This is a genomic window from Niallia taxi (assembly GCF_032818155.1).
Lineage (GTDB): Bacteria > Bacillota > Bacilli > Bacillales > Cytobacillaceae > Niallia > Niallia taxi_A.
In genome coordinates this window covers 1,291,528-1,314,939 of sequence record NZ_CP102590.1, presented here as the reverse complement: position 1 = coordinate 1,314,939, position 23,412 = coordinate 1,291,528, and the positions used below count along the sequence as shown (strand labels likewise).

General features: G+C 33.7%; 17 protein-coding genes and 3 pseudogenes. 3 read left to right on the top strand and 17 right to left on the bottom strand.

The genetic code is table 11. The features are described 5' to 3' along the window. Positions 1-99: 99 nt before the first annotated feature. The 4 genes and pseudogenes from NQZ71_RS25445 to NQZ71_RS25430 all read right to left on the bottom strand — a co-directional run. Positions 100-374: pseudogene (locus NQZ71_RS25445) on the bottom strand (NAD(P)-binding domain-containing protein); the annotation flags it as partial. Between the two features lie 1,368 nt (positions 375-1,742). Next, positions 1,743-2,237 carry an RNA polymerase sigma factor gene (locus NQZ71_RS25440; RefSeq protein WP_275007469.1) on the bottom strand — a complete coding sequence of 165 codons (495 nt, stop codon included), beginning with the start codon at positions 2,235-2,237 and terminating at the stop codon, positions 1,743-1,745. A 17-nt stretch (positions 2,238-2,254) separates the two neighbouring features. Further along, positions 2,255-2,383, bottom strand: a complete 129-nt coding sequence (locus tag NQZ71_RS25435; protein WP_275007470.1) for a hypothetical protein — start codon at positions 2,381-2,383, stop codon at positions 2,255-2,257. 149 nt (positions 2,384-2,532) lie between these two features. Beyond that, positions 2,533-2,613 (bottom strand): annotated as a pseudogene (locus tag NQZ71_RS25430) (LuxR C-terminal-related transcriptional regulator); the annotation flags it as partial. Positions 2,614-2,955: 342 nt separating this feature from the next. Here NQZ71_RS25430 and NQZ71_RS25425 point away from each other — a divergent pair. Further along, entirely contained in the window at positions 2,956-3,546 is a 591-nt protein-coding gene (locus NQZ71_RS25425; protein ID WP_275007471.1) for a DUF1349 domain-containing protein, read from the top strand. Between the two features lie 270 nt (positions 3,547-3,816). Here the strand turns inward: NQZ71_RS25425 and NQZ71_RS25420 are convergent. The 7 genes and pseudogenes from NQZ71_RS25420 to NQZ71_RS25390 all read right to left on the bottom strand — a co-directional run bounded on the left by NQZ71_RS25420 (position 3,817) and on the right by NQZ71_RS25390 (position 10,568). Continuing rightward, positions 3,817-4,621 (bottom strand): annotated as a pseudogene (locus NQZ71_RS25420) (AraC family transcriptional regulator). 360 nt (positions 4,622-4,981) lie between these two features. Beyond that, entirely contained in the window at positions 4,982-5,749 is a 768-nt protein-coding gene (locus tag NQZ71_RS25415) for an SDR family NAD(P)-dependent oxidoreductase (RefSeq protein WP_144455179.1), read from the bottom strand. Between the two features lie 377 nt (positions 5,750-6,126). After that, complete coding sequence (locus NQZ71_RS25410) at positions 6,127-6,951, bottom strand: histidine phosphatase family protein (RefSeq protein WP_317012041.1); 825 nt, start codon at positions 6,949-6,951, stop codon at positions 6,127-6,129. 226 nt (positions 6,952-7,177) lie between these two features. Further along, the gene (locus tag NQZ71_RS25405; RefSeq protein WP_317012040.1) at positions 7,178-8,608 is read right to left on the bottom strand and encodes a glycoside hydrolase family 1 protein; all 1,431 of its coding nucleotides are present in this window, start codon (positions 8,606-8,608) and stop codon (positions 7,178-7,180) included. Next, positions 8,601-8,963, bottom strand: a complete 363-nt coding sequence (locus NQZ71_RS25400) for a PTS lactose/cellobiose transporter subunit IIA (RefSeq protein ID WP_144455182.1) — start codon at positions 8,961-8,963, stop codon at positions 8,601-8,603. Before NQZ71_RS25400 ends, NQZ71_RS25405 begins: the two co-directional genes overlap by 8 nt. A 20-nt stretch (positions 8,964-8,983) precedes the next feature. Next, complete coding sequence (locus NQZ71_RS25395; protein ID WP_275007474.1) at positions 8,984-10,234, bottom strand: PTS sugar transporter subunit IIC; 1,251 nt, start codon at positions 10,232-10,234, stop codon at positions 8,984-8,986. 25 nt (positions 10,235-10,259) lie between these two features. Next, positions 10,260-10,568, bottom strand: a complete 309-nt coding sequence (locus NQZ71_RS25390) for a PTS sugar transporter subunit IIB (protein ID WP_127739349.1) — start codon at positions 10,566-10,568, stop codon at positions 10,260-10,262. A 182-nt stretch (positions 10,569-10,750) separates the two neighbouring features. On the opposite strand from NQZ71_RS25390, the gene NQZ71_RS25385 reads away from it, so the two are divergent. After that, the gene (locus NQZ71_RS25385; RefSeq protein ID WP_317012039.1) at positions 10,751-12,652 is read left to right on the top strand and encodes a BglG family transcription antiterminator; all 1,902 of its coding nucleotides are present in this window, start codon (positions 10,751-10,753) and stop codon (positions 12,650-12,652) included. Positions 12,653-13,176: 524 nt separating this feature from the next. Here the strand turns inward: NQZ71_RS25385 and NQZ71_RS25380 are convergent. From NQZ71_RS25380 to NQZ71_RS25365, 4 genes are all read right to left on the bottom strand, one after another. Beyond that, the gene (locus tag NQZ71_RS25380) at positions 13,177-13,473 is read right to left on the bottom strand and encodes a putative quinol monooxygenase (RefSeq protein ID WP_317012038.1); all 297 of its coding nucleotides are present in this window, start codon (positions 13,471-13,473) and stop codon (positions 13,177-13,179) included. 1,091 nt (positions 13,474-14,564) lie between these two features. Continuing rightward, on the bottom strand, positions 14,565-15,731 hold the full coding sequence (locus tag NQZ71_RS25375) for an FtsW/RodA/SpoVE family cell cycle protein (RefSeq protein ID WP_275007476.1): 1,167 nt from the start codon (positions 15,729-15,731) through the stop codon (positions 14,565-14,567). 571 nt (positions 15,732-16,302) lie between these two features. Then, positions 16,303-17,475: an iron-containing alcohol dehydrogenase gene (locus NQZ71_RS25370; protein ID WP_317012037.1), complete on the bottom strand. Its 1,173-nt coding sequence runs from the start codon at positions 17,473-17,475 to the stop codon at positions 16,303-16,305. Positions 17,476-17,785: 310 nt separating this feature from the next. Next, the gene (locus NQZ71_RS25365) at positions 17,786-18,313 is read right to left on the bottom strand and encodes an ECF transporter S component (RefSeq protein WP_144455187.1); all 528 of its coding nucleotides are present in this window, start codon (positions 18,311-18,313) and stop codon (positions 17,786-17,788) included. 149 nt (positions 18,314-18,462) lie between these two features. Between NQZ71_RS25365 and pdxR the strand changes: the two genes are divergently transcribed. Continuing rightward, positions 18,463-19,860, top strand: coding sequence for a MocR-like pyridoxine biosynthesis transcription factor PdxR (gene pdxR, locus NQZ71_RS25360; protein ID WP_317012036.1), 1,398 nt, complete (start codon positions 18,463-18,465; stop codon positions 19,858-19,860). 1,315 nt (positions 19,861-21,175) lie between these two features. Here pdxR and NQZ71_RS25355 read toward each other — a convergent pair. After that, a complete protein-coding gene (locus NQZ71_RS25355; RefSeq protein WP_317012035.1) occupies positions 21,176-22,192 on the bottom strand; it encodes a 2,3-butanediol dehydrogenase in 1,017 nt (338 codons plus the stop codon). 387 nt (positions 22,193-22,579) lie between these two features. Then, positions 22,580-23,407 (bottom strand): methyl-accepting chemotaxis protein, encoded by an 828-nt coding sequence (locus tag NQZ71_RS25350; RefSeq protein WP_275007481.1) that lies wholly within the window; start codon positions 23,405-23,407, stop codon positions 22,580-22,582. Positions 23,408-23,412: the final 5 nt, after the last annotated feature.

Here is a 23,412-nt window from a genome sequence, read left to right as displayed (position 1 = left end):
CCCTTCTCAATGTTCAAAGTTAAATTTTATAAAGAATTTTCCCTTTATAAAAATGCTTTGAATTCTTAAAGTATTACTTTTTGTAACGTAACAACACCCTCTAGATTTTCCAAGGAGAGTGACACTATGTTCATGGGCACGGAATTTATCTCTACGATGGACAATAGTGACTTTTTCAGCAATTGGCTCAATCATAAAGGCCCAATCAACTGCCGAATCCCCTCCACCGAAGATAGCACCTTTCTATCTAGGAATTTACTAAAATCATTGATAAAGGAATGGACCTTATCTTCTATTTTCTGGGGAACATTAATAGGTGATTTTCTAGGCTGAAACGCATTGTTTCCTGCTGTTATAATGATAGATTTTGAATATTTATTTATCAGTATGAATAGTAAATACTCCATTATCCTTTTCTAAATGCTGAACTGAATGTCCATGACATATTTGCATTAAACCACCTCTAACTTGTATTAAATCATCTGATGACAAATGCATAACATTGAATGTATTTTACTCAACCTTTTGGAAAAACTCGAGGTACATCTGATTCCTTCTATCGGCCGCAGTATTTAAAGTAAAGTCTGACGTTTAATTTAATCAACCTACATTTTCACCTCCAAGATTTTAATTGTGATAAATATGCACAATTAAAATTCTAGACTATTCCCAATACTTAATCAAATAATTACTGCTAAGCTTTTTGTAAGAAATTAAAAAAACGTAGTGTTTTTAGACTAGAAAAGATTCCTTTTGTAAAATCAAATACTACATAATGTTATTTATAAATAACATTATGATTGTTACCCCTATACTCCTTGCTATATCTTTTTTCTGCAAAAAATAAAATAAACCTTGCCACTGCTGCAGCGCTATATACCATTACGCACAATATTTTGTTTTTCATATTTATCACCTTCTCCTAAAATTAAAAAATGGCTAATCAGTTGGTTTCTTTTATTGTATTAAAATCTGTAATTAATAAAATCGTACTTTAAGGCAAAGTTCCATGTACAATAGGGAAAATTTTTAAAATAAATGAGAATTTTTTTAAAAAAACATTGTAATTTTAACTATGGACATTCCATGACTCACTATTTTCAAGAGATATTCTGCTAATTTGTCCTTATTCTTCATGGCCTAATAAGGCAGTGCACTGATTCCAATTCTTAAACTTAATATCAAAGAACACGCTCTCTCTACTTTCGATAGCTATATTGAGTTAAGATTCGACTCACTTATCTTTGTTACAAACGGATATAATTAATCTGACACTCGGTACAGATGACATAAAAAAAACAAGTTGCTCTATTATTCTATTTTTCATTATATTTACTCCAGAATCGTTATATTATGGAAACGAGGATACTTCCACTTAATATTCCTTCACAAAAAAAACAAAAGTCCACTCATCTTGGTAACATAAGAAAATTTTTCATTACTATTCTCCTCATCCCCCGTTCCCATTTCAGACAATTCTTTTCTTTTACTACAATAGTTTTATTACATCCTTATCCAAGTCACACCGGGCAAGAGGCAGCATAATTGTAGTTCCTAGTATATGACGGGCTTTTTTCAATTTTCATTCTCCTTTAATAGTTATTTGAATAGTTAACTCATAACAAATTATAGGTGTTATAAAGCAAAAAAGAATCGTACATTAGTTCATCACTACATGTACGAAAGGGCATATTTTAAATTTATAAGTTCTTTGAAAGTCTTATATCTTAGATTAAGAAAGTTTAAATTAATTGGTTACGTAAAGAACGAATTGCTCTGCTTAATGTAACCTTCACTTTATTCTCTGACCAGTTTAGTATTTCTCCTGTTTCTTTCACAGAATATCCCTGAAGCTTTCGTAAAATTATTACTTGCTTATAAGAATCCTTTAGGTTATTTAATGTATCAATTAATTCTGTATACTCCTCCCAATTCGTTATATCCAATAATACTTTGTTCCAATTTTGATTCTTAATATAATTATTTTTAAATTTCTGAAAGGATTGCTTTTTTTTATAAAAGTCCATAGTTAGATTGTAAGCTATACTGTATAACCATGTTTTTACACTTGATCTTCCTTCAAAGGTACTAGAATATAAAAATGCTTTTACAAAAGTTTCTTGCATTAGATCCTCGGCTAAAGTAGGTTCCAAAACAAGAGAATTTATATATTTATATACATCCACTCGGTATTTCAAATACCAACTTGTAACCTGAGCATTATTAGCGTACAACATTAACACTTTCTTTTTATTTAATCCAAGCTCTTCCCTAAATCATTATTCTTACGATTTTTTTTGTATCTCTTCTCTGCAAAGTACAAAAATAAACCAGCCACGACAGAACCAGAAAATACAATGCCATAAAAAGTTTTATTTCTCATGTTTAAATTCCTCCTACACTAACATCATAATTTTCTAAAATAATATGACTGTTTGTTTATAAATTAAGTATAAAATAGTCTTTAACAGAAAAAATCGTACACAAGGGCATATCCAAATGTACGATTGGGCAATTATTCTTTAAATATCCTCTTTCTATAGCAACTGCCACTGCTTCAGTCCTAGAGTTAACCCCCAATTTATTAAATATGTTAGTTAAATGTACCTTAAGTCCCCCTTTTTAAGGGACTTTTAAAATAGCTGAAGTCCCTTTACACCAATTAACCTATTAGACTGAATCAGCTACACTAAGTTGGACAGAATCTATAAGGGCTAGCTCACTAAACATACTACCTAATGAGCTTGGTACAATGCCCTGTCAACGTAGAATTTTTAATGCCGAATTTAAACAAGAATGAAATATTTTTTCAAAATATAGAAAAAATACAAATTTATGTCTGTTTTTTCACTTGTTTCAAGTAATGTGCTTATTTAAAATATAAGTTAGATACAGTCCGAGATTAATGGTTATTAGTACAAAGATATAAAACTAAGATTTAGGGAGGTATGTAACATGTTAAAATTCAATTGGATTAATGAAAGCGTTATTTCGGAAGAGGATGGAAGAATAGAATTATATGCGCCTAAAGAAACTGATTTTTTCTGCAACAATGGTGCAATCGGAGAAGAAGGAATTACTCCAGAATCATTATGTAATGCACCCTTTTATTATACAGAGGTGGCAGGAGATTTTGTTATGAGAGTAAAAGTTTCTCACGATTTCAAGGATACTTACGATTCTGCCTCGATTATGGTAATGAAGGATATGACAAATTGGGCAAAGGCGTGTTTTGAATTAACCGATTTTAATACGCATGCAGTAGTGAGTGTTGTAACAAAGGAAGAATCTGATGATGCGAATGGACCCAATATTGACAATAATACTGTTTGGCTGCAAATTTGCAGAAGTGGAAGATCTTTTGCATTCCACTATTCTACAGACGGTGAAAATTATTTTATGATGAGATTTTTCAATTTGCCAGTTGATGAAATTGTTAAAGTAGGATTACTTGCACAAGCACCATTGGGAAGTGGTGGAAAGAGGATTTATGAAAACTTAAGCATTGAAAGAAAAACAGTTAAAAATATTCGTATGGGCAAATAATAGAAATATACATGGTACTGACTGGATAATTTCACATACCTTTTAACTTAGTCGATTGATGTCAAAGTCAATCGGCGTTTTTATGTTGTGAGGTATATCTTGTCAGGTTTCACAGGTACTTTTATATCTTTAAAAATAAATGCACATAAACTAACTTACCCCTATCGTGCTTAAGAAGTACAAATAAAAGAACTTTCCTTTTAATAAAGAAAGCCCCATAAATATAAAAAATTAGTTTATTTAATTTTGTTATTGCTACTGGTTCTTATTTTATCTAATCTTACTAATTAGCTCTTTATATTGTGTATCTCCATAACCTATTGTCGGAAATAGATTAAACAATTTCTGGATTAGCTCTTTTGTTGATATATCTTTATTTTTTTTGATATATTTTACTACTTCATTATCTTCTTTTAGCATTTCTAAATAAATGCTTATTGCTTGATACATAACCGGGACTAGTTCTATAGATGGTTTAGTATGATTAACTAACACTTCTTTATATACCGAATAATAACGACCTAATTTAAGTTCCGTTTGATTAACTTTAAATTCATCCTCTCTGAAACTATTCAAGAACACTTTTCCCTGGTAGCCTGACTGTTCCAAATGAGATAGTATGGTGAGTAGATTCATTTGACAAAACATATCTTCTCCAAACCACAATACGATACATTTATACTCTTTTTTAAATAGATTGTCTAAAGGCACTATAACTTTTTCCATATATCCTTCTACTGAGTCATGATGACCAGTAGAACGAATATTTATAAACTCTTTATCAAAAATTTGCTCAGTAGTTTTGTTTATACACATTGCTTCGTTAAATGGAGCATAATCAGCATTTCCCATTAGATTGTTATCTTTAAATTCCTCATACATAACTTGCCCATTCAATAGATGAAATACGTCTTTATCAAGCAGATCACTTTGCTTATGCCGTAACTTTTCAATCTCCATTTTTTTAGATATATCCATCTTAAACAACTCCCCATTTTTATTAAGAGTGAGTTTTAACAACTGATTGAACAGAAAACTTGTTGACCTGATATTCTTTGGGATTGATGCCGAAAATATTTTTAAAAGCTCTGCTATACGCTTCTTGTGAAGAGTAATACTCCTATTTAAATAATAAGAAGTATTTATCTCTACTTTTTGATATTTCTTGTGTTATCTAAATTTTTTAACCATATACATCTCAAATCTTCTGATTTTGTTCCATGTATCATTAACCATTTCTCTGTGTATCCTCATTATACTACTAACTCATAGCTTCCTTATTACGAATAATGCCTTGTTTGTGCCATAAACTTCCTATCAATGAAACTTTTAAAATGATACCAATGACAGGGTGTTTAATAAACCCAAGAAATTTCCTACGCAAAAAAGGAGTAGAAATACTACTCCTTTTTGCTTGATTTTTCGATAATTAATATTAAACGTTAAATAAACCACCATCAATAGTATAAGAGGATGACGTAACATAAGAAGATTCATCAGATAGTAAAAAGGCAATAACATTTGCCACTTCTTCCGGTTCACCATATCGTTTCATCGGAACAGCATCATTATAAGCATGTTTTGCTGCTTCAGCATCTTCTGAAACATTTGCTTCAATATTACGCATCATTTGCGTATTAATGACACCTGGATTAACAGTATTCACACGTACATTATAAGTTGCTGCTTCTAAAGCTGCTACTTTATTAATACCCATTACAGCATGTTTGGATGAATTATATAAAACCATACTTGGTGCTCCAGTTAACCCAGCAACTGAGGATGTATTAACAATGGAGCCAGCATTCTGTTGTTTCATCACAGGCAATACATGTTTTAGACCAAATAATACGCCTTTTACATTAATGCCATAAACAAAATCAAATTCTTTTTCTGTGATTTCTTCGATTGGTTTTGCTGGTCCTTCAACTCCTGCATTATTAACAAAACCATCAATTCGACCAAATTTAGCTATTGTTTGATCAACATAATTTTTTACATTCTCTTCATTCGATACGTCAGTTTGTACAACTAAACTATTATCTTGAGTTAATTGAAGCTCTGATTGTACAGATTCAATTGCTTCTTTGTTTAAATCAACTAGTACGACCTTCGCCCCGCCACTAACTACTTTCTTCACTACTTCTTTCCCTATACCGCCTGCTGCTCCTGTAACTATAATAACTTTATCTTGAAAATTCATTTTCCATTCCCCTTTTATATATATTGAATTGCGATATCTCAAATCAATAATAACATAGGTTATTTTAAATAACCAACAATCGAACTCGAATAATTTAACAATTCCAAAATTCATATAATATAAATGTTTAAAATTTACGCTTTTCAAGTAAAATTAGCATAATATTGCACCATTAAGTCTTATTACATAAAACTTACAGGTTTTCCCACAAGAAAAGGACTTCCTGTTATTAAGGAAAGCCCTTGATTTTATAGCATAATTGGTTATAATATTGGCCTTTATCTTTAATGCCTACCCATTTATATACCATATCCTAGCTTAAAGTAGGTAAGTAAAAAAACATTGCTAATTTCAAGTTCTGCTAGAAAACCATCTTACTATCTAGATTTTCCCTCTTCTGCATACTTCAATTCATTCACCTCTATCACCTTCCAAACCTTTCCATCAAACTCCAACTTTGTTACACTACCATTAGCAAACCCTTCTGCTGGTACTATACTAGTGTCAATTTGAGCAAGGATTGTTCCCATTGTTATTCCGTGGGAGACTACTAATACATCACCACCACCATTTTCATAGGCTTCATTTGCTATTGATTCAAACTCCGAGAACGATCTTTCTTTCAATTCTTCATAGCTTTCTGCTTCTTCAGAAGAATCAATTTCCGCAACGGCATTCATTATTTTTTCGATAATATTGCCACCACTAGCTAAAAGCTCTTCTTGGTTATCGAAACCCAAGTGCTTAGCCGCATCTCCCCACATGACTTCATTTTTTTCTCCTTCATATGTCCCAAAATAACCTTCACGAATTCCTTGTTTTTGAACTAATTCTATGCTTTTTGCATCCGTTTTATTTTCTGCTAAAATCAAGTTAGCTGTTTGTACTGCTCTTCCACTGTCGCTTGAATAAGCAGCAATGAATGGAATTTCAGCCAATCCTTTCCCCACATTTTTAATTAATTCTTCACCCTCAGGAATTAAGGGTCCGTCCGCCCAACCTTGAGCGCGGTCGGTGTTATTTAAAATTGTTTTACCATGGCGCACAAGATAAATGGTTGCATTTCCTGGTTCTTTTTGCTCTTCTGCTGTTTGATTCTCCTCATTTGATTTCTCGTTTACATTTTGATTTGTACTTGCACAAGCTGCTAAACTAAACATCATTACTAGCATTAAAATGACACAAAAAAACTTCCTTTTCATTTTTATTCCTCCAATTTCAATATATTTATTGATAAAGACTTTGGAAAATCACAAAGCCTCACACAATCTCAATAAAAAAACCCGACCTAATAAGTAGACGCAATTATTTAGCGTCTCATATCAGTTCAGGTTACGCCCTATTAAGGTAACATTCCATTTGGATCTTCGATTATTAAATTTTATATAACTTCTCATTTCCTTCTACTTAGCAGAAAAGAACTACGACTTATACTTCTCCATTTGTTTCAATTACTTTTTTATACCAATAATAGCTGTCTTTAAGTATGCGTTGCTGGGTGCCCTCTCCGTAGTCATCTTGATCTACAAATATAAAGCCATAGCGTTTTGACATTTCCGAGGAGGAGCAGCTGATAATATCAATAGGTCCCCATGCATAATAGCCACGCAGATCCACACCATCTTTGATGGCTTCTTTCATTTGTTCAATATGGGAACGAAGATAGTCAATTCGGTAAGTATCATGAATTTTACCATCTTCTAATTTGTCATAGTACCCAACACCATTTTCTGTAATATAAATCGGACATTGATAACGGTCATAGAAAAGATTTAGATAGGTTCGTAGTCCAACAGGATCAATGGACCACCCCCATGGATTTGCATCCAATTGAGGATTACGATGGTTTTCATTACCATTGGCAAAACTATCGGCATCACAAATACGAGTATAATAGTAGGAGAACGACATAAAGTCGGCTGTATTTTTCAGTGCATCTTCATCACCTTCACCGAATTCGATATTTATTCCACTATCATCAAAATATCGAAAAGCATAACCAGGATAGTGCCCGCGAAGCAATACGTCTGCAAAGAAGTATTCCATTTGATTATGACGCACAGTTGCGAAAACATCTTCTGGTTTAGCTGTAGCTGGATATGCCGGACCACCACATAACATCATTCCGATTTGTAAATTCGGATAGTTTTCGTGAGCGTATCTTGTCGCATGACCACATGCAACCATTTCATTGTGAACACCTTGATATTTTGCTTCCATCAGGTTTTCAACTTTATCTTCGGCAATTCCTAAATGGTTAAATGATTCGTGACCGATTAAATTAATTTGGTTTATGATAATCCAATATTTCACCTTAGTATGATATCGATCAAACAACACATTACAGAAACGAGTAAAGAATTCAATCAATTCACGAGAATACCAGCCTTTGTAAGCCGTTGTTAAGTGTAATGGCATTTCATAGTGAGAAACAGTAATCATTGGGATCATCCCATTTTTTATGATTTCATCAATTAGGTCATCATAGAATTTTAAACCTGCTTCATTCGGTTCCAATTCGTCCCCATTTGGAAAAATACGAGTCCAGGCAATAGATGTCCTGAATGTTTTAAGGCCCATGCCTGCCAATAGTTTTAAATCTTCTTTGTACGTATGATAGAAATTAATTCCCCAACGTTTAGGAAAAATATGATTTGTGCTTTTTATAGAATTCTCAATGAATTTTGTATCAAGCTCTCTATTTGATTTTTGATCAATAGGAATATCTGCGCGAAATTCGTTAATATCTGCAACACTTAGTCCCTTTCCGTCTACATCATACGCACCCTCCGCTTGGTTTGCCGCAATAGCTCCACCCCATAAAAAATCTGTTGGAAATCCAGTCGGTACTCTACTCATGTTCATTCACCCTTTTTAACCTTTCTAATATAGTTAAACGAGCATCATATGCTTCAAATATTTTGATCATACGTTTAGCAATATTAATCTCACTATAAATTGTCATTAAAGTATCCTGAGCATGGGCAAAGAGCACAGAATATTCCCCAGCCTCCCCTTGAGTTTCGTTTGTAATGCATTTTGTTTGAATCCTATGTGCTTTAACGATTTCATCATTTGCACGTTTTATTTCGTCTTTTGCTTTATTAAAATCACTGTTTTCAATCGCTTTTAAACCGTTCATACAATGAAGACGTGCATCTCCTGCATGGAGAATGATTTGCATTGCATCTTGAGCCTTTTTTTCTTCAAGCATGTTCAAATCTCCTCGAAATATTATTTTGCTGGGCGTAGTGATGCTTTTTCTTCTTTTGTTTCATTTTGCATTTCCTGTTGTTCATATACTTTAAAAAATGGATACCAAATGAACGTAGCTGCAACTAAGCAAATTAGCATTAATAGTATTCCTGTAATCGTTCCAGTTGTAACCCATGTAGAAATAGGGAAGGGAACATACCATAAGTCAAATACAATTTTAGGAATTGGCGCAAAGTTGATTACTTTTGTTCCAATCCAAATGATTGTTGGCAATACAATGGAGATAATCCACATTGGAAGCATCATAATCGGATTCCAAGCAATCGCTCCAAAGACTATCGGTTCATTAATATTAAAGATACCAGGAGTGATACTTGCTCTTCCAAGTGCTTTCAGTTTTGCATTTTTTGAGAAGGCCATCATGATAACCAAAGGTAATGTTGCACCGATACCACCTATCCATAGATAAGCAGAAAAGATTGTTTCAGAAGTAACAAGGAAGCTAGCGCCAGCTGTTGCATTTGCGGTAATAGCTGCTAGAAAAACGGGCTTTGTTACCGGCGTAAGCACCCAAGATGAAATACCCATTGTATATAAGAAACAGGTAATAAAACTAACAAGTACGAATCCCCATGGTGTTTCAATGATGTTTGCCAATGGCATAAAGAAGCCTAAAATCGAGTTGTATAAATCAAAACCTGCTATATCAACTACTAACCAAGCAGCGACGATTACAACTCCAATAGGAAGCATCGCATCAAACCAGGCTCTTACAAAATCAGGGATAATAGATTCCTCTTTAAAGAATGAAAAACTCCCAAAAATCCCCATTATCCAACCAGTAAAAACACCTGCAACTATCGCGACGAACATACCACCAGCACCTAAGGATGCATGGCCAAAACCAACTGTTTTATCCGCAACTATTTGAGGAGTTACAGTGATTAAAAATGTAATAAGACCTGAACAACCTGCAATAAAACGTTGTTTACGCAATCGTTTCTTTTCCATTAGGTTAAAAGGTATTAAGAATGAGATTAATAAGGATAGTACTCCCATTGTCCAGCCGAATAATGTCCAGAAATTCGGGTAATTATTTATCTTGAATACGTCACCAGGGATGGTAAGTAAACAAAATACAGAACCTAATAGGATAAACGGGAGTAATTGCATTATCGAATCTTTTAGGGTTACGACCCACACATTATGATTAACTTTGCTCATTTTTGGGGAAAAATCATTTTCAAGCCATTTAATCATTTTATCCATTCTCTAACCCCCCGACCTTATTAATTTAGAATTCCTTTAAAAGATCTTCTAACGCCGCATCTCCATCAAGAGTGGAATAATAGGTAGGTTTCATCAACAAAACCTTCACATTCGTTTCACCAATATAGTCTTCGATTTCATCCAATATATAAGCCAGGTGAGGACCTACCATTAAGGCATCAATCTCATCAATATAGTTTTCAATTTCTGCTTCACCACGGGCCTTAATGTTAATGTCAAGATTCCGCTTTGCGGCTGCTTTACGGATGTTTGCCGCCATAAAACCTGAACTAGCTCCAGACCCACACACCAGTAATACGTTTAATTTCACCATGTTTACTCCCTCCACCTTCTATAATTGTAAGCGTTTTATTCCTTGCTATTACTATAAATTGTTTCTCGACAACTCTCAAATATCGATTTACACTATAATGGTGCAAACAGTTGTATGGTCTCTTTTGGTGAATAAATATTACGATAAAAAAATATTAAAACCTTTACAAGGAGGTTAACGTGTTGAATGTTAAATATAGAAATATTCTTCGACAATTAAGTATGCAATCTGACTGGACTCCTTCCACCCAGCTTGCCAAAACAAATGGCATCTCTAAACGAAGTGTGAAAACCTATATTGCAGATATTAATTCCATGGCAGAAGGTTTGATTATTGCATCGAAAAAGGGGTATAAAGTGGATTTAAAAAAATTAAATTCCTTTTTCGTGTATACAAATGACGTCATTCCACAGTCTCCGAGCGAGCGTACCGTTTATTTGTTAAAGCGTCTGGTAAATTCAGATGTTCCGCTTGATCTTTATGATTTAAGTGATGAATTATTTGTCAGTGAGATTACATTAAAGAATGATTTACGCAAAGCAAGAAAGCGCTTAACAGAACACCGATTAGAATTAAATATGTCTGGGAAAACCATTCAAATTAGTGGAAACGAAAAAAATAAACGAAAATTAATGAGCTCCCTTCTTTATCGTGAGGCCAATGATAGTTTCTTAGATATTGATAAACTAAAAGCGTCTTTTGAAGGTTTTGATATTGACTGTATTCGTAATGTTATAGCAGAAGTATTTTCAACCTGTCATTTTTTCACTAACGACTATGCTCTGACTAATGTTGTTTTACATATTGCGATTGCGATTGACCGAATGAAAAATGGATTTATCTTTACAGAGCAAATGGATGGGACAGCAAACCTTGACACGGAAAATGACATAGCGCGGATCATTGCCGACCGTCTTGAAAGAAATTTTGGCGTAAAGTATTCAGAAAGTGAAATCAGAGACCTAGCACTACTTATATCAAGCAGTGGAACAAGTATCAACTTTATGCATTTACAGCTATCAGAATTAGAGGAAGTTGTAGGAATACGGTGTATTAATTTGATACAAAAGATTTTAGAGGATTTGCGGAATAATTATTATATTGACATAGAAGATACAGATTTTTTAATACGGTTTACTCTTCATATTAAAAATTTACTATTACGATTAGAGAATAAATTTACTAGTAAGAACCCGTTAACTTCAACATTAAAGCAAAATGCCCCCTCCATTTATGACTGTGCTGTGCATGTTTCGATTACTATAAAAAAGGAAACTGGATTCACATTAAATGATGATGAGATTGCCTATATTGCTTTTCATTTAGGATACGCTTTAGAAATGCAAAAGCAAGCCAATTTAAAAATTACTTGTTCCATTTTGTTCCCTTTCTATTATAATTTCAACGCCCAGCTAATGGACAAACTAAAAAAACACTTTAATGAGGATCTTTTAGTTCAACATGTTGTCACAAATGAAAGCGAGTTAAACGCATTAAATAGCGAACTTATCATCTCAGCTGTGCAGTTAAATTCAGTACCAAAGGTTCCGTTTGTGCTAATCAATCCTCTTTTTTCTAGTGGTGATATCTTTAAGGTTGCTAATAAAATCAATGAGCTGAAAGAATTGAAAAGGCGAGATTCATTCAAGCAAAATATTAGTAGAATTATGGACAAACTGCTGTTTGAAAACACCGAACAGTTTTTAACCCAAGAAGATGCCTTGAAGAGAATGTGTGAAATCATGGAACAATATGAATATGTTGATTCTGGTTTTGTTTTGAATGTAATGGAACGTGAGGCAATGTCCACCACCGCTTTTGGACGGATTGCCATACCGCATGCAATAAAAATGAATGCAACGAAGACTGGTATGTTTGTTCTAATTAGTAAGAATGGTATCCAATGGGGGGATTTTAGAGTAAACTTAGTTATACTAATATCCGTTAATAAGGATGATCGAAAACTTTTTCACGAGATATTCGATTCACTCGCCACTATATTGACCGAAGATGGAAATATATCAGAACTTCTCACCGCAGATAACTATCAAAACTTTATGGACATACTAGTTAAATGTTACTGAGTTTACTTTCGATCCTCCCAAGTCCTTTCAGACACACTTTTATTCTCTTTTAGGTTTATTAAAAAATGAACCATTCTTCCTTCCTAGATTGAATGATGGAAAATGCGACTAAACACTTATATTCCAAGAATTTAGTCGTTTTACTTTCATATTTATAAAGCCTTGATAAGAAGCTGCATTTACCTTGTAGGTAACTTTACTTTCCTCTGTTGATACAATAAATATTTGTTTCTGTTTTATGCATCTTGCATTCTCTGGTGCTGCATAATAAATAAGACTTAATGATCCTGTTGTTTAACTATCTCCCCCGATCGTATTAAAGAAAATAAAAAACCGTCTAATTCTGTTTCCCCTCCTTGCCCCGAAACTTAATGTAAAAATCAAACTTCGGGGAGCGGTGGGTACAGTTAAACGGCTCTTTAGGTTTAAATAAATGTTTTAACGTATATTTATAAAATCATATTTTTAGTGTCTATACTTTTGTAATCAGAGTCTAGTTATCAGCCCACTACAGCTAGTTGTAGTTAAGAAGGATTCGTAACAGGCGTATAAAAAGTACGCTCCCGTTTTTCGAGTAAGGGGACGATTGTATCTAATACAATCCGCTTAAAGTATGGTGTTTCTGAGTGGTCGGCAAGTGCTTGTTCGTCTTCATATTGTTCAAACAATAAAAAAGAATCTGGGTCATCTTTCGAGCGGTTAACTAGATAGTTAATACATCCTTTCTCTTCCTTAACTAACAAAATCATTTCTTTCAATGCTTGTTCAACTGTATCTGACATACCAGCCTTACATTGATAATTTGCTGTGAGTACTATCATGTCATGTAATCTCCTTTTATTAAATAAATGAATTAATATTGATAAGTATTAGTGTAATAACTCGAAAACAGACTTGGCAAGCAAAGAAGCCTAAAAACATCAAAATTCTATTCCAATGACACTTGAACAAGCTCTCTTTTAAATATTTGGGACTTTGGTTTTAAATTAAAAAGTTAGTGGAATAACTAAATAACTTATTAAGATTGGAGAATGGACTTATAACCTTTTAGATCCTTAATAAGGAAGGAAGCAAGCATACTTAGATTGTCCTCATGTTAAGAAACAATGTATAAATTGACAGTATCCGCTTAAATCCACCTTAGAAATTCTATAAATACTTCTACCCTTTTCAGCTTTACTTGTCTTAATTTACTTTGTCCTGATTAAGCTTATTTTGTTCAAAGAAATTAAAGTATTTCACCTCAAATTATAAAACTCTTTCTTTCCATCTTTATTCACAAACCGAAAACAATTATATATTATTTCTTATTTCCTACTTTCCTAGTTTTAATTTATTAAAAATTGTCCAAAAGGGAGTGTTTTTAGTGAACGGAAAAAGAGTCATGTATCAAGGGAAAGAATATATAGTAGTTCACAAATATGATACTGGTTATTGTGAGTTAAAAACCTTAGAATACTTTCAGTTTATATTAGTACACGAATCAGAAATAACATTTTTAGATTAGCGAACCAGCATCATTATTTAAAGTGATATTACTAATGGTCCCTCTCCATAGTAATCGAATGGGAATGGCATAGTAGCACTACTATTTACTCAAGTTTGCTAGTTTCATCAACTCTCTCAAATAGTGAAAAAGGCTTCCAATTACATAAGGAAGCCCCTGTTTATTTATGTTTGGTTCTTCATTAATACGACTGCAAAAGATGTACTAGTATTTTCTCCATATCTCTGACCAATTTAACTAAGTCACTGCCATGCTGTTCTGTATATTTCCTTTAGATAAATATATTTAAACAATACTTATATCCTCTATCCACCTCTCACAATTGCTATAATTGCCAGTACACCAACAAAAGCAATGGCTCCAAGACATATAGCAGCAAATACCTTCACTCTTAACCTTAAACTGTCACGCATATTTATTTCCCTCAAACATATAGTTTTTTGTTTTGGCAGAGATATTTAAAATTAAGGTTAATGACAACATATTGGCTAGGATGGAGCTGCCTCCATAGCTTAATAGAGGTAACGGTATACCGGTAATAGGAACTAATCCTATTACCATTCCCACATTTTCAAATATATGAAATGTCAGCATAGAAACAACACCTGCAGCTATTAAGCTTTCATATTCTCCTTTACTTTTTATGGCGATAACGATTATTCGATAGATAAGGAGAAAATACAAAGTTACGACAACACTTGCTCCGAGAAATCCGTATTCCTCCCCTACCACAGAAAAGATGAAATCTGAATGTGCTTCTGGAATGTTTACTTCTCCTTTCATATAGCCTTTTCCGTAATTGGTGCCTGATCCAATCGCTAATATTGATTGACTTAACTGATAACCAATACCTCCACTATATTCAAATGGGTCTAACCAAGAATGTATTCTATTTAATTGATATTGGTCTAATACCAGCAACAATGTATCCGGATAATAAATATAAATAACAACCAAGGCACCTATAGCCGACAATACAGTGGAGAAAAATATCGTAAGTATCTTCCAGTTTACTCCTGATAAAAAAATGACACCAAACATGATTACAAGTATGACCATAGCCGTACCTGCATCTGGTTGCAAAAGGATAAACAAAAGAGGAACTAGCGTTATTCCTACTATCTTTCCAATTAATATCATATCTGTTGAAATCGTACGATGAATATTTTTATCATTATGGTCGACAGTAATTTTAGCTAAAAACATGATTAAAAAGATTTTCATGAACTCCGAAGGCTGGACGGAGCCAACTCCTTTTATGCTAAACCATGCCTTAATTCCTTTTGTTGACGGAGCTATTGATTCTGGAGCAAAAAACAAAACTACCAACAAAAATACTCCAAACAAATATATATATAAAGACAATTTCTTAATCTGCTCCAAATCAAAATAATAAATAACCGCTGTAACAATCAATCCAACGGCATACCAAAATAATTGCATGCCCGCAAAGTCTTTATGGTATGGCAGGTACTTCTGTGCACTGTGAATGTTAATAATACTTATAGCCATAAGTAAAATAATGATGAACAATAAGGAATAATCAAAGTTGTTTCTATCTCTGCTTGCCAATCCAATTCTCCTATCCAAATCTCTTTCTCTTTTTTATTAAAAAATTAATTTCTTCTTTCTTTCATACCAATATTAAGACGCAAGAGAGAAAGTTCTGGTTTCAGAAAATTTGAGATTGATGAAAAAACATAAGTATTGTGCTGTAAATAAAAAGGGATAATTAGCTCCTATTCCGAACTAACTATCCCTTTTTATTAAGCTGCTTATATCATTTTTTTTTGATTTTTACTGCAAACACCTTTACCGGTTTCATTCTAAAAAAAAGGAAATGCTGTCATTGTTATCACATTCTTACAAGGTTATTATAAGAATCCCCAAACTGAAAATTTTTCAGGAGAATTATGTTGAAGAATTAATAGGATTACGATAACTATTATTACTACAAAAAGTACGCTTAAACCCATTCGTTTCATATTATCACCTAGCCTTAATTAGTGAATAGCCTATTATATAAATAGTTTAGTTATTTCGATTTGCCAGGGCTTTTCCTACACTCTTTTTCCACTTAATTTCTATTGCATATCCACAAAAAATCTGCAGACATATGTCTACTGCTTTTCTATTTCTTATTTTACAAAGAAGCTTGTAGGATAGATAAAATATCTGCCTTATTTAACTTTTTAAAGTTGCCAAAGCCTCCATGCTCCATCTCACGAGCAGCTATTTCTGCTATTTCTTCAAGTCTTTCTTCTCCGATATCGTAATCAGCTAATCTTGATGGTGCCCCAAGGCTTGACCAGAAAGCACTTAGCTTATCAATTCCCTCTAAAGCAATTTCTCTGTCACTTTTTCCTGTTGTATCAATATCAAACATACTCAACATTAGACGCTTCATACGAACTATATCTTTATCTAGAACGTGTCTCATCCAATTTGGGAATAAAATTGCCAATCCGCCTGCATGGGGAATATCATAAACTGCTGATACAGCATGTTCAATAGTATGAGAAGCCCAGTCGCCGAAGTAACCCATTTGAAGTGTGCCATTTAATGCGATTGTCCCTGAATATAGAATTGTTTCTCGGTGTTCGTAGCTTTGTAAATCCTCCAGCAATTTTGGTGCTGTTTCAATCACTGTTTGTAATACGGAGTAGCACATACGGTCTTGTAATGGTGTGTTTTTCACATTGTGGAAATATTGCTCAAATACGTGACTCATCATGTCTACCATACCATAAACTGTTTGATCTCTTGGAACAGACTTAGTATTAACAGGGTCTAAAATGGAAAATGAAGAGTGTGTTACATCACTTCCCCACACATATTTTTCATTTGTTTCCCAATTAGTAATTACAGAATCCGGGTTCATTTCAGAGCCGGTTGCTGCTAGTGTTAAGACTGTTCCAAACGGTAGCGCTTTTGTAGCTATTACTTTTTTGTTGATGATATCCCAAACATCACCGTCATACAGTGCACCAGCAGCGATAGCTTTTGTACAATCAATAACACTCCCTCCACCAACAGCTAATAAGAAATCAATATTTTCATTTTGACAGATAGCAATTCCTTTTTTCACCGTAGATAATCTCGGATTCGGTTCTACTCCAGCTAACTCTAGCACATTAACATTTAAATCTTTTAATAACGTAACAACTTGATTATATAATCCGTTTCGCTTAATGCTTCCTCCACCGTAAACAAGTAAAATATTTTTTCCGTATTTAGGAAGTTCCTCTGCTAATGCTTCAAGCTGATTTTTTCCAAAGATTAATTTAGTGGGATTACGATAAGTAAAATTGTCCATAAAATCTGAAATACCTCCTAGATGAATTTTAAGTACATGGTCGCATTTCGCAAACAAGAATGTAAGTATAATAATAAAACCGAATAAAAACAAGAGAAAAGTACTCGTTTCGCGTACTTTTCTCTTGTTTATTTTCAGTATAATTCCAAATTGAATACTAAATGATTACTGTTAAATTGAGAGGATGGATGCAAGAGGGCATTAATCCTTGTCGGATTTATGCCCTCGATTACCATATTATTTTTATAGAAGATTTACAAATAAACCTGTATAAAATAGGCCCAAAAAAACTTTGATAAATTCCTGTTAATTATATGGAATTTGAACGCCCAACCCTTTTCATAAATCCATTTGCAAGTGGCACAACAATGACTCCAGCAAGGACGAGCTGCATGATGTTACCTGGGATGGAGCCGAATGGCTGAATCCAGTTTCCGTAAAGGACAACTTCTGTAAAATAGTAGCCGACAACTTTGATAATTAGGGCGACAGCTACTGCCAGTACATGTACGTAAACCTTTTTGCCTGGCATCTTTTCAGCAATAAGGCCTGCTACATAGCCCATTGCTCCAACGATAACAAATGTAAATGGAGCCCATAATGTCCAGCCTGAAACAATATCGAACAGAGCCATTCCGAAGGCGCCTACTATTGCGCCTGATTTTTTGCCAAAAACAAAGGCAGCAATCAAAAGCGGTACGTTACCCAAATGAATAAGTCCCCCATTACCCATCAGCGGCAGCCTGATATTGATAAACATTGTAGCCAGAAACGTTAAAGTAATAAATAGTGCATTGAGAACCAGAATTCTTGTTTTGTTTTGTTCTGTCGTGAACATGTAAATCCCCCTTGTCATTTCCACATGGTTGTATTCCAATTTATAAAAAGAATTTCCACTTCTTTAATGATTACTAGTATAATGAAATCTGACAATATAAAAAGTGCCACTTTTTCAAAAAATAACATGGTCAGAACGGAGGGTTCCAAATGGATATGCTTATGTTTGAACTGAATAAAAACACAACAAAACCCTTGTATGAACAGCTTTATATTGGTATCAAAACTGCTATTTTGCGGCAACAAATTGAAGTTGGCACAAAACTTCCCTCCAAAAAAAAGTTGGCCGAATTTTTGAACATCAGCCAAACAACCATTGAGGTATCGTATGCTCAGCTGATTGCAGAGGGCTTTATTGTGTCAAAACCGCGGATTGGTTATTTTGTAGAGGATATTAATGAATTACCTTATATTGAAACAGAACAGGTTGAGTTGCCTGTGGAGCATGCAGAAAATCAAAATATTCAATTTGACTTTCATCCAGGAAAAGTTGATACAGACTCCTTTCCTTTTCCAGTGTGGAGAAAATACGCAAAAAATTTATATGATCTTCCTTCTAAGGAATTGTTACAGAATGGAGAACCTCAAGGGGAATACACATTAAGGACTGAAATAGCAAAATACCTGTATCAATCACGGGGAATTGTGTGTAAACCAGAGCAAATTGTCATTGGCTCGGGAACAGAACAGCTCCTTCCGATGATTTTAAGACTGCTTGAAAATGATTCAAACTTTGCCCTTGAAAATCCTGGCTATTCGGCCATCCCTCGAATTCAATTGCAAAATAAAGCAATTCCGATACCAGTTGATGAAGATGGATTGATTGTCGATGAACTGGAAAAAACAAATGCAAATGTGGTTTACATCACGCCATCCCACCAGTTTCCAACTGGTGCTGTCCTGTCCGCCACAAGAAGAACACAGCTAATGCATTGGGCAGCAAAGCTCGAAAATCGCTACATCATTGAAGACGATTATGACAGTGAATTTCGATACACCGGAAAACCCATTCCCGCCCTGCAAGGAATGGATCAAAACGATAAGGTGATTTATCTGAGTACATTTACGAAGTCATTAATGCCTTCATTACGAGTTGCCTATTTTGTTTTGCCTTCCACATTGCTGAAAAAATATAAGGAAACATTCAGTTATTATTCAGCAACAGTTCCAAGATTCGATCAGCATATAGTAGCAAGCTTCATGAGAGACGGTTATTTTTCCAAACACTTAAACCGAATGCGGAAAATTTATCGTAAAAAGCTCGATAAACTGACCCATATCTTTCATACAGATTATCCAGAAGTTATCATCACTGGAGATCAGGCCGGGATGCATATTTTAATTTCCCTTCCCCTCCAAAAAAGTGAAAAAGAGCTACAAACAATTGCAGCAGAAAGCTCTATTGCCATTTACCCTGTAACTGATTATCTGTTAAAGCCAATAGAATACAAGTATCCAACGTTTTTGTTAGGATTTGGCGGCATCCCATTTGAGAAAATCGAGGAAGGCATACACCAATTGATGCAATGCTGGGGAATAGCAAGATAATTAAAGAGATAGCTTACGTATTTTTATATCTTTGATTTCAATCAGCGTATTCTTAAGGTAACTATTCCAAAGATTGTAGGTTGGAGGTTCGTCTCCTTTTTAAAACATGCACAAGCCTTGATTTTCAAGGCTTTTTATTTTTATTTAAAATGTCCAAATCACCAAAATTACATGCTAATTTATAGATTCATATATACTTTTTCCTTTCTGTAAAAGAAACAGTGTTTTTTCTTTTCTCTTTTTGTAATTTATCATTTTTTAATACATTTCTTCACAAATTCTCCACAAAAACATTGTCAGATAATATATTTATTATCAATTCTAAGAGGACTTTTAATTAACAATACATTCAATTCCTAAATAATCTATGAATCCAATAGATCCCATCTGCCTACATAGCAAGTAAACCCTTATCATACAATCAAGTAATCTAGGTTAATGCCCTTTTAATAGCGTAGTCAACTAAAAGGAAAAAGCCCTCTTTCTAGAAAGTAGTCTTAAAATATCATTAAAAATATTAAACATTAGAGTAAAAGTCCTTGAAAGATTGACAATATTCAAAACATTCTAAGTGAAGTATTTATCTTTTTTTATTTATCCCTATAATGGGAAATAGGTAGGTGAAAAAATGAAAAAATTATCTAATATTTTAATATTTGTCCTATTAATGGGATGTCAATTCTTTATGTTAGGTTATAGGTATAAGCTAATTGATGAAGATGAATATTATCATTTCATAAAATTGTTCCAATCAGATATTTATTATAAACTTGCCTTGTTAATGATAATCCTATTTATAATAGCAACTGTTCTATTTTTTGTTTACTTTTCTATTAAATTTAATTTAATAATAGCCAATAAAGTTTTAAATTTACAGTTAAATGCCCATTTTGTGTACTATTTAGTTTCTATAAATCTTATCATTACTGCATTTCAAGTGTTAATACAAGAAATGATCAGCAAAAATCTACTGCTTTCTTTATATTTAAATCCCCTAGTTTTACTTAGCGTAACAATTATTTTTATACTTTTGATTTACAAAACGAAAAGGGTATTAAATTCCCTCTTACTTTCTATGCTATTTTACATAGTCAATATATTTATTACACTTATTTTTGTATAAAAAACAATATAAAAAAGAAGCTGGGACGAAACGAAAATACAGCCTATCCCTATCTAAACATGAATAATAAATTATTTTTTCTAACTTTAATAAATTATGAATTCGAGATTAAAAATATCAAAAAAACTGAACTATTATTCGATATTCGAGAAAATAGTTCAGTTTTAACCTAGATTTATATACTTATGTTCATTAGCTCGGACGAACTAAAATTTTACATTCTTTTTTATCACTTATCAGTTTCTCAAAACCGTCTTCCACAATATTATCTAACTCTATAATACTTGTGATGACTGGTTCAACATTCAATGAACCCTTCGATAACAAATCAATCGCTTGGGCAAAAATATTATTATAACCTAGAGAGGAATTGATTTTTTTCTCACTGACTACTTGAGTTGTCGGGTGATACGTAATTGGATTAGCGAACACACTTACAATCATGAACTCACCATTAGGTTTGATGCAGTCAAGTGATTGGTTGAAGGTAGCTTCCACACCAGCAACGTCAAAGGAAACATCCACTCCACCGTTTGTTTGTTCTTTAATAACTTGAACGGCATCCTCTTCCAGCGGATTGATTACAACATCTGCCCCCATTTTCAGTGCTAAATTTCTGCGTTCCTCACTAACCTCCGCTACGAAAATCTTACTAGCTCCTGCTGCTCTTAAGCTTTCAGATAACAGTAGTCCGATTGGTCCTGCCCCAAAAAGAGCGACACTATCACCAATTTTGAACTTGCTTTTCCTAATTGCCTGCAATACAACAGCAAGTGGTTCTACTAAAGCTGCAAATTCATAGCTTAGTGTATCAGGCAATAAAAATACATTAGCCTCTTTCACTACAACATATTCAGCGAAGCCGCCGTTTTCGTGAATGCCATATGATTTCATATCAGGACAAATATTATAATTCCCTGTTTTACATGTATCACACTCACCACAGCCCCAAATAGGTTCAATAGCAACTCTGTCGCCAGCTTTAAATTTAGTTACATTACTGCCAACTTCCACAATTTCTCCAGTAAATTCATGACCTAAAATCATTTTATCTTCTGTTACAAAGGTTTTATGTAAATATTCATGTAAATCTGTACCACATATACCTGCGAATTTAACTTTTACTTTAACAGTTCCTTCTGTAACTTCAGGTGAAGAAACTTCCTCCATTCTTACATCCTTCGAACCATAATAGACCAAAGACTTCATTTATTTATCCCCCATTCTCAGTAACTAGTTGTAATCATAAAATAGTAGAGTATGCTATTAACTGTTCCTCGTACCATCCATGACTACCGCTTCTAACTATAGTCATACTTACTTATTATATGTAACCAAATTACTCAATACAACTAACATGCTCTTACTTAAAAATACTAGTTTATCTATTATTCAAAAATTACTGCAGACTACTAGTAGTTCTAGAAGCACTGTAAGCTTTCGCTTACAGTGCAAATAATTATGTTAACCAGGATTTTTCTCCTTTAAAACAGTAATTATATAGAAGCATACGACTAGCCAGTCACATACTTCTTATAACTATCGGTGCGTATTGATTTTTTAGACAAATAGAACCCTACGTATCTAAAACTCTTTTTAAGAAGTAATAGTTTTAATGTATTGTCCGATCTCATTGCTTTGGTCATTTAGGTTTTGGATATCCTCCATAAACTCTACCATTACACGAGATTGCTCTGCAGATGCAGTAGATACTTCACCAATACTCACTGTCAAATTTTCCATATTTGTTTGGATTTCTTGCAGTGATTTACCGATCGTGCCAACGGCATCCTTCGTTCCGATGGAAAGCTTGCGTATTTCATCTGCCACGACACCGAAGCCTCTACCTGCTTCGCCAGAACGTGCTGCTTCAATTGCAGCATTCAAACCTAGCAAGTTCGTCTGTGCTGAGATGTCTTCAATCAATTTAACAACCTTGCTAATTTCCTGAGAATTCGCATTAGCATGTGCTGCTTGGCCATCTATATCCGTGCTGGTTGCGGAAAGTTCCTCCGCTTGAGCGGCAACTTGCTGTACTTTGCCCTGCAGACTGCTGACAATAGTACGTAACTCATCCAAATCCTTATCTAAAATTTCTTCATCCTTCAATGTTTTCGTTATTTGGAACACACCGACAATCTCACCGTTTTCATCACGAATTGGATTGGCCGTATAGTGCATACCAACGCCATAGCGTTCTTTTGGAATATGTATCTTTATTTTTTTTCCATTAAGTGCTTGTCGAAGTATATCGTTATCTTCAGTAAAGGCAAAGTCACCGACCTTAACACTATAATCCAAATCTTTTGACTGAGAAGAGAAAATAAAATTCTCTGTATCTGTAACGACAACAGCACAATTTTCACCAAGGTTTTTTTTGATTTCAGGCGCTAGTTTAACCAACGCTTGTAGTGTTAAATGCATAATAT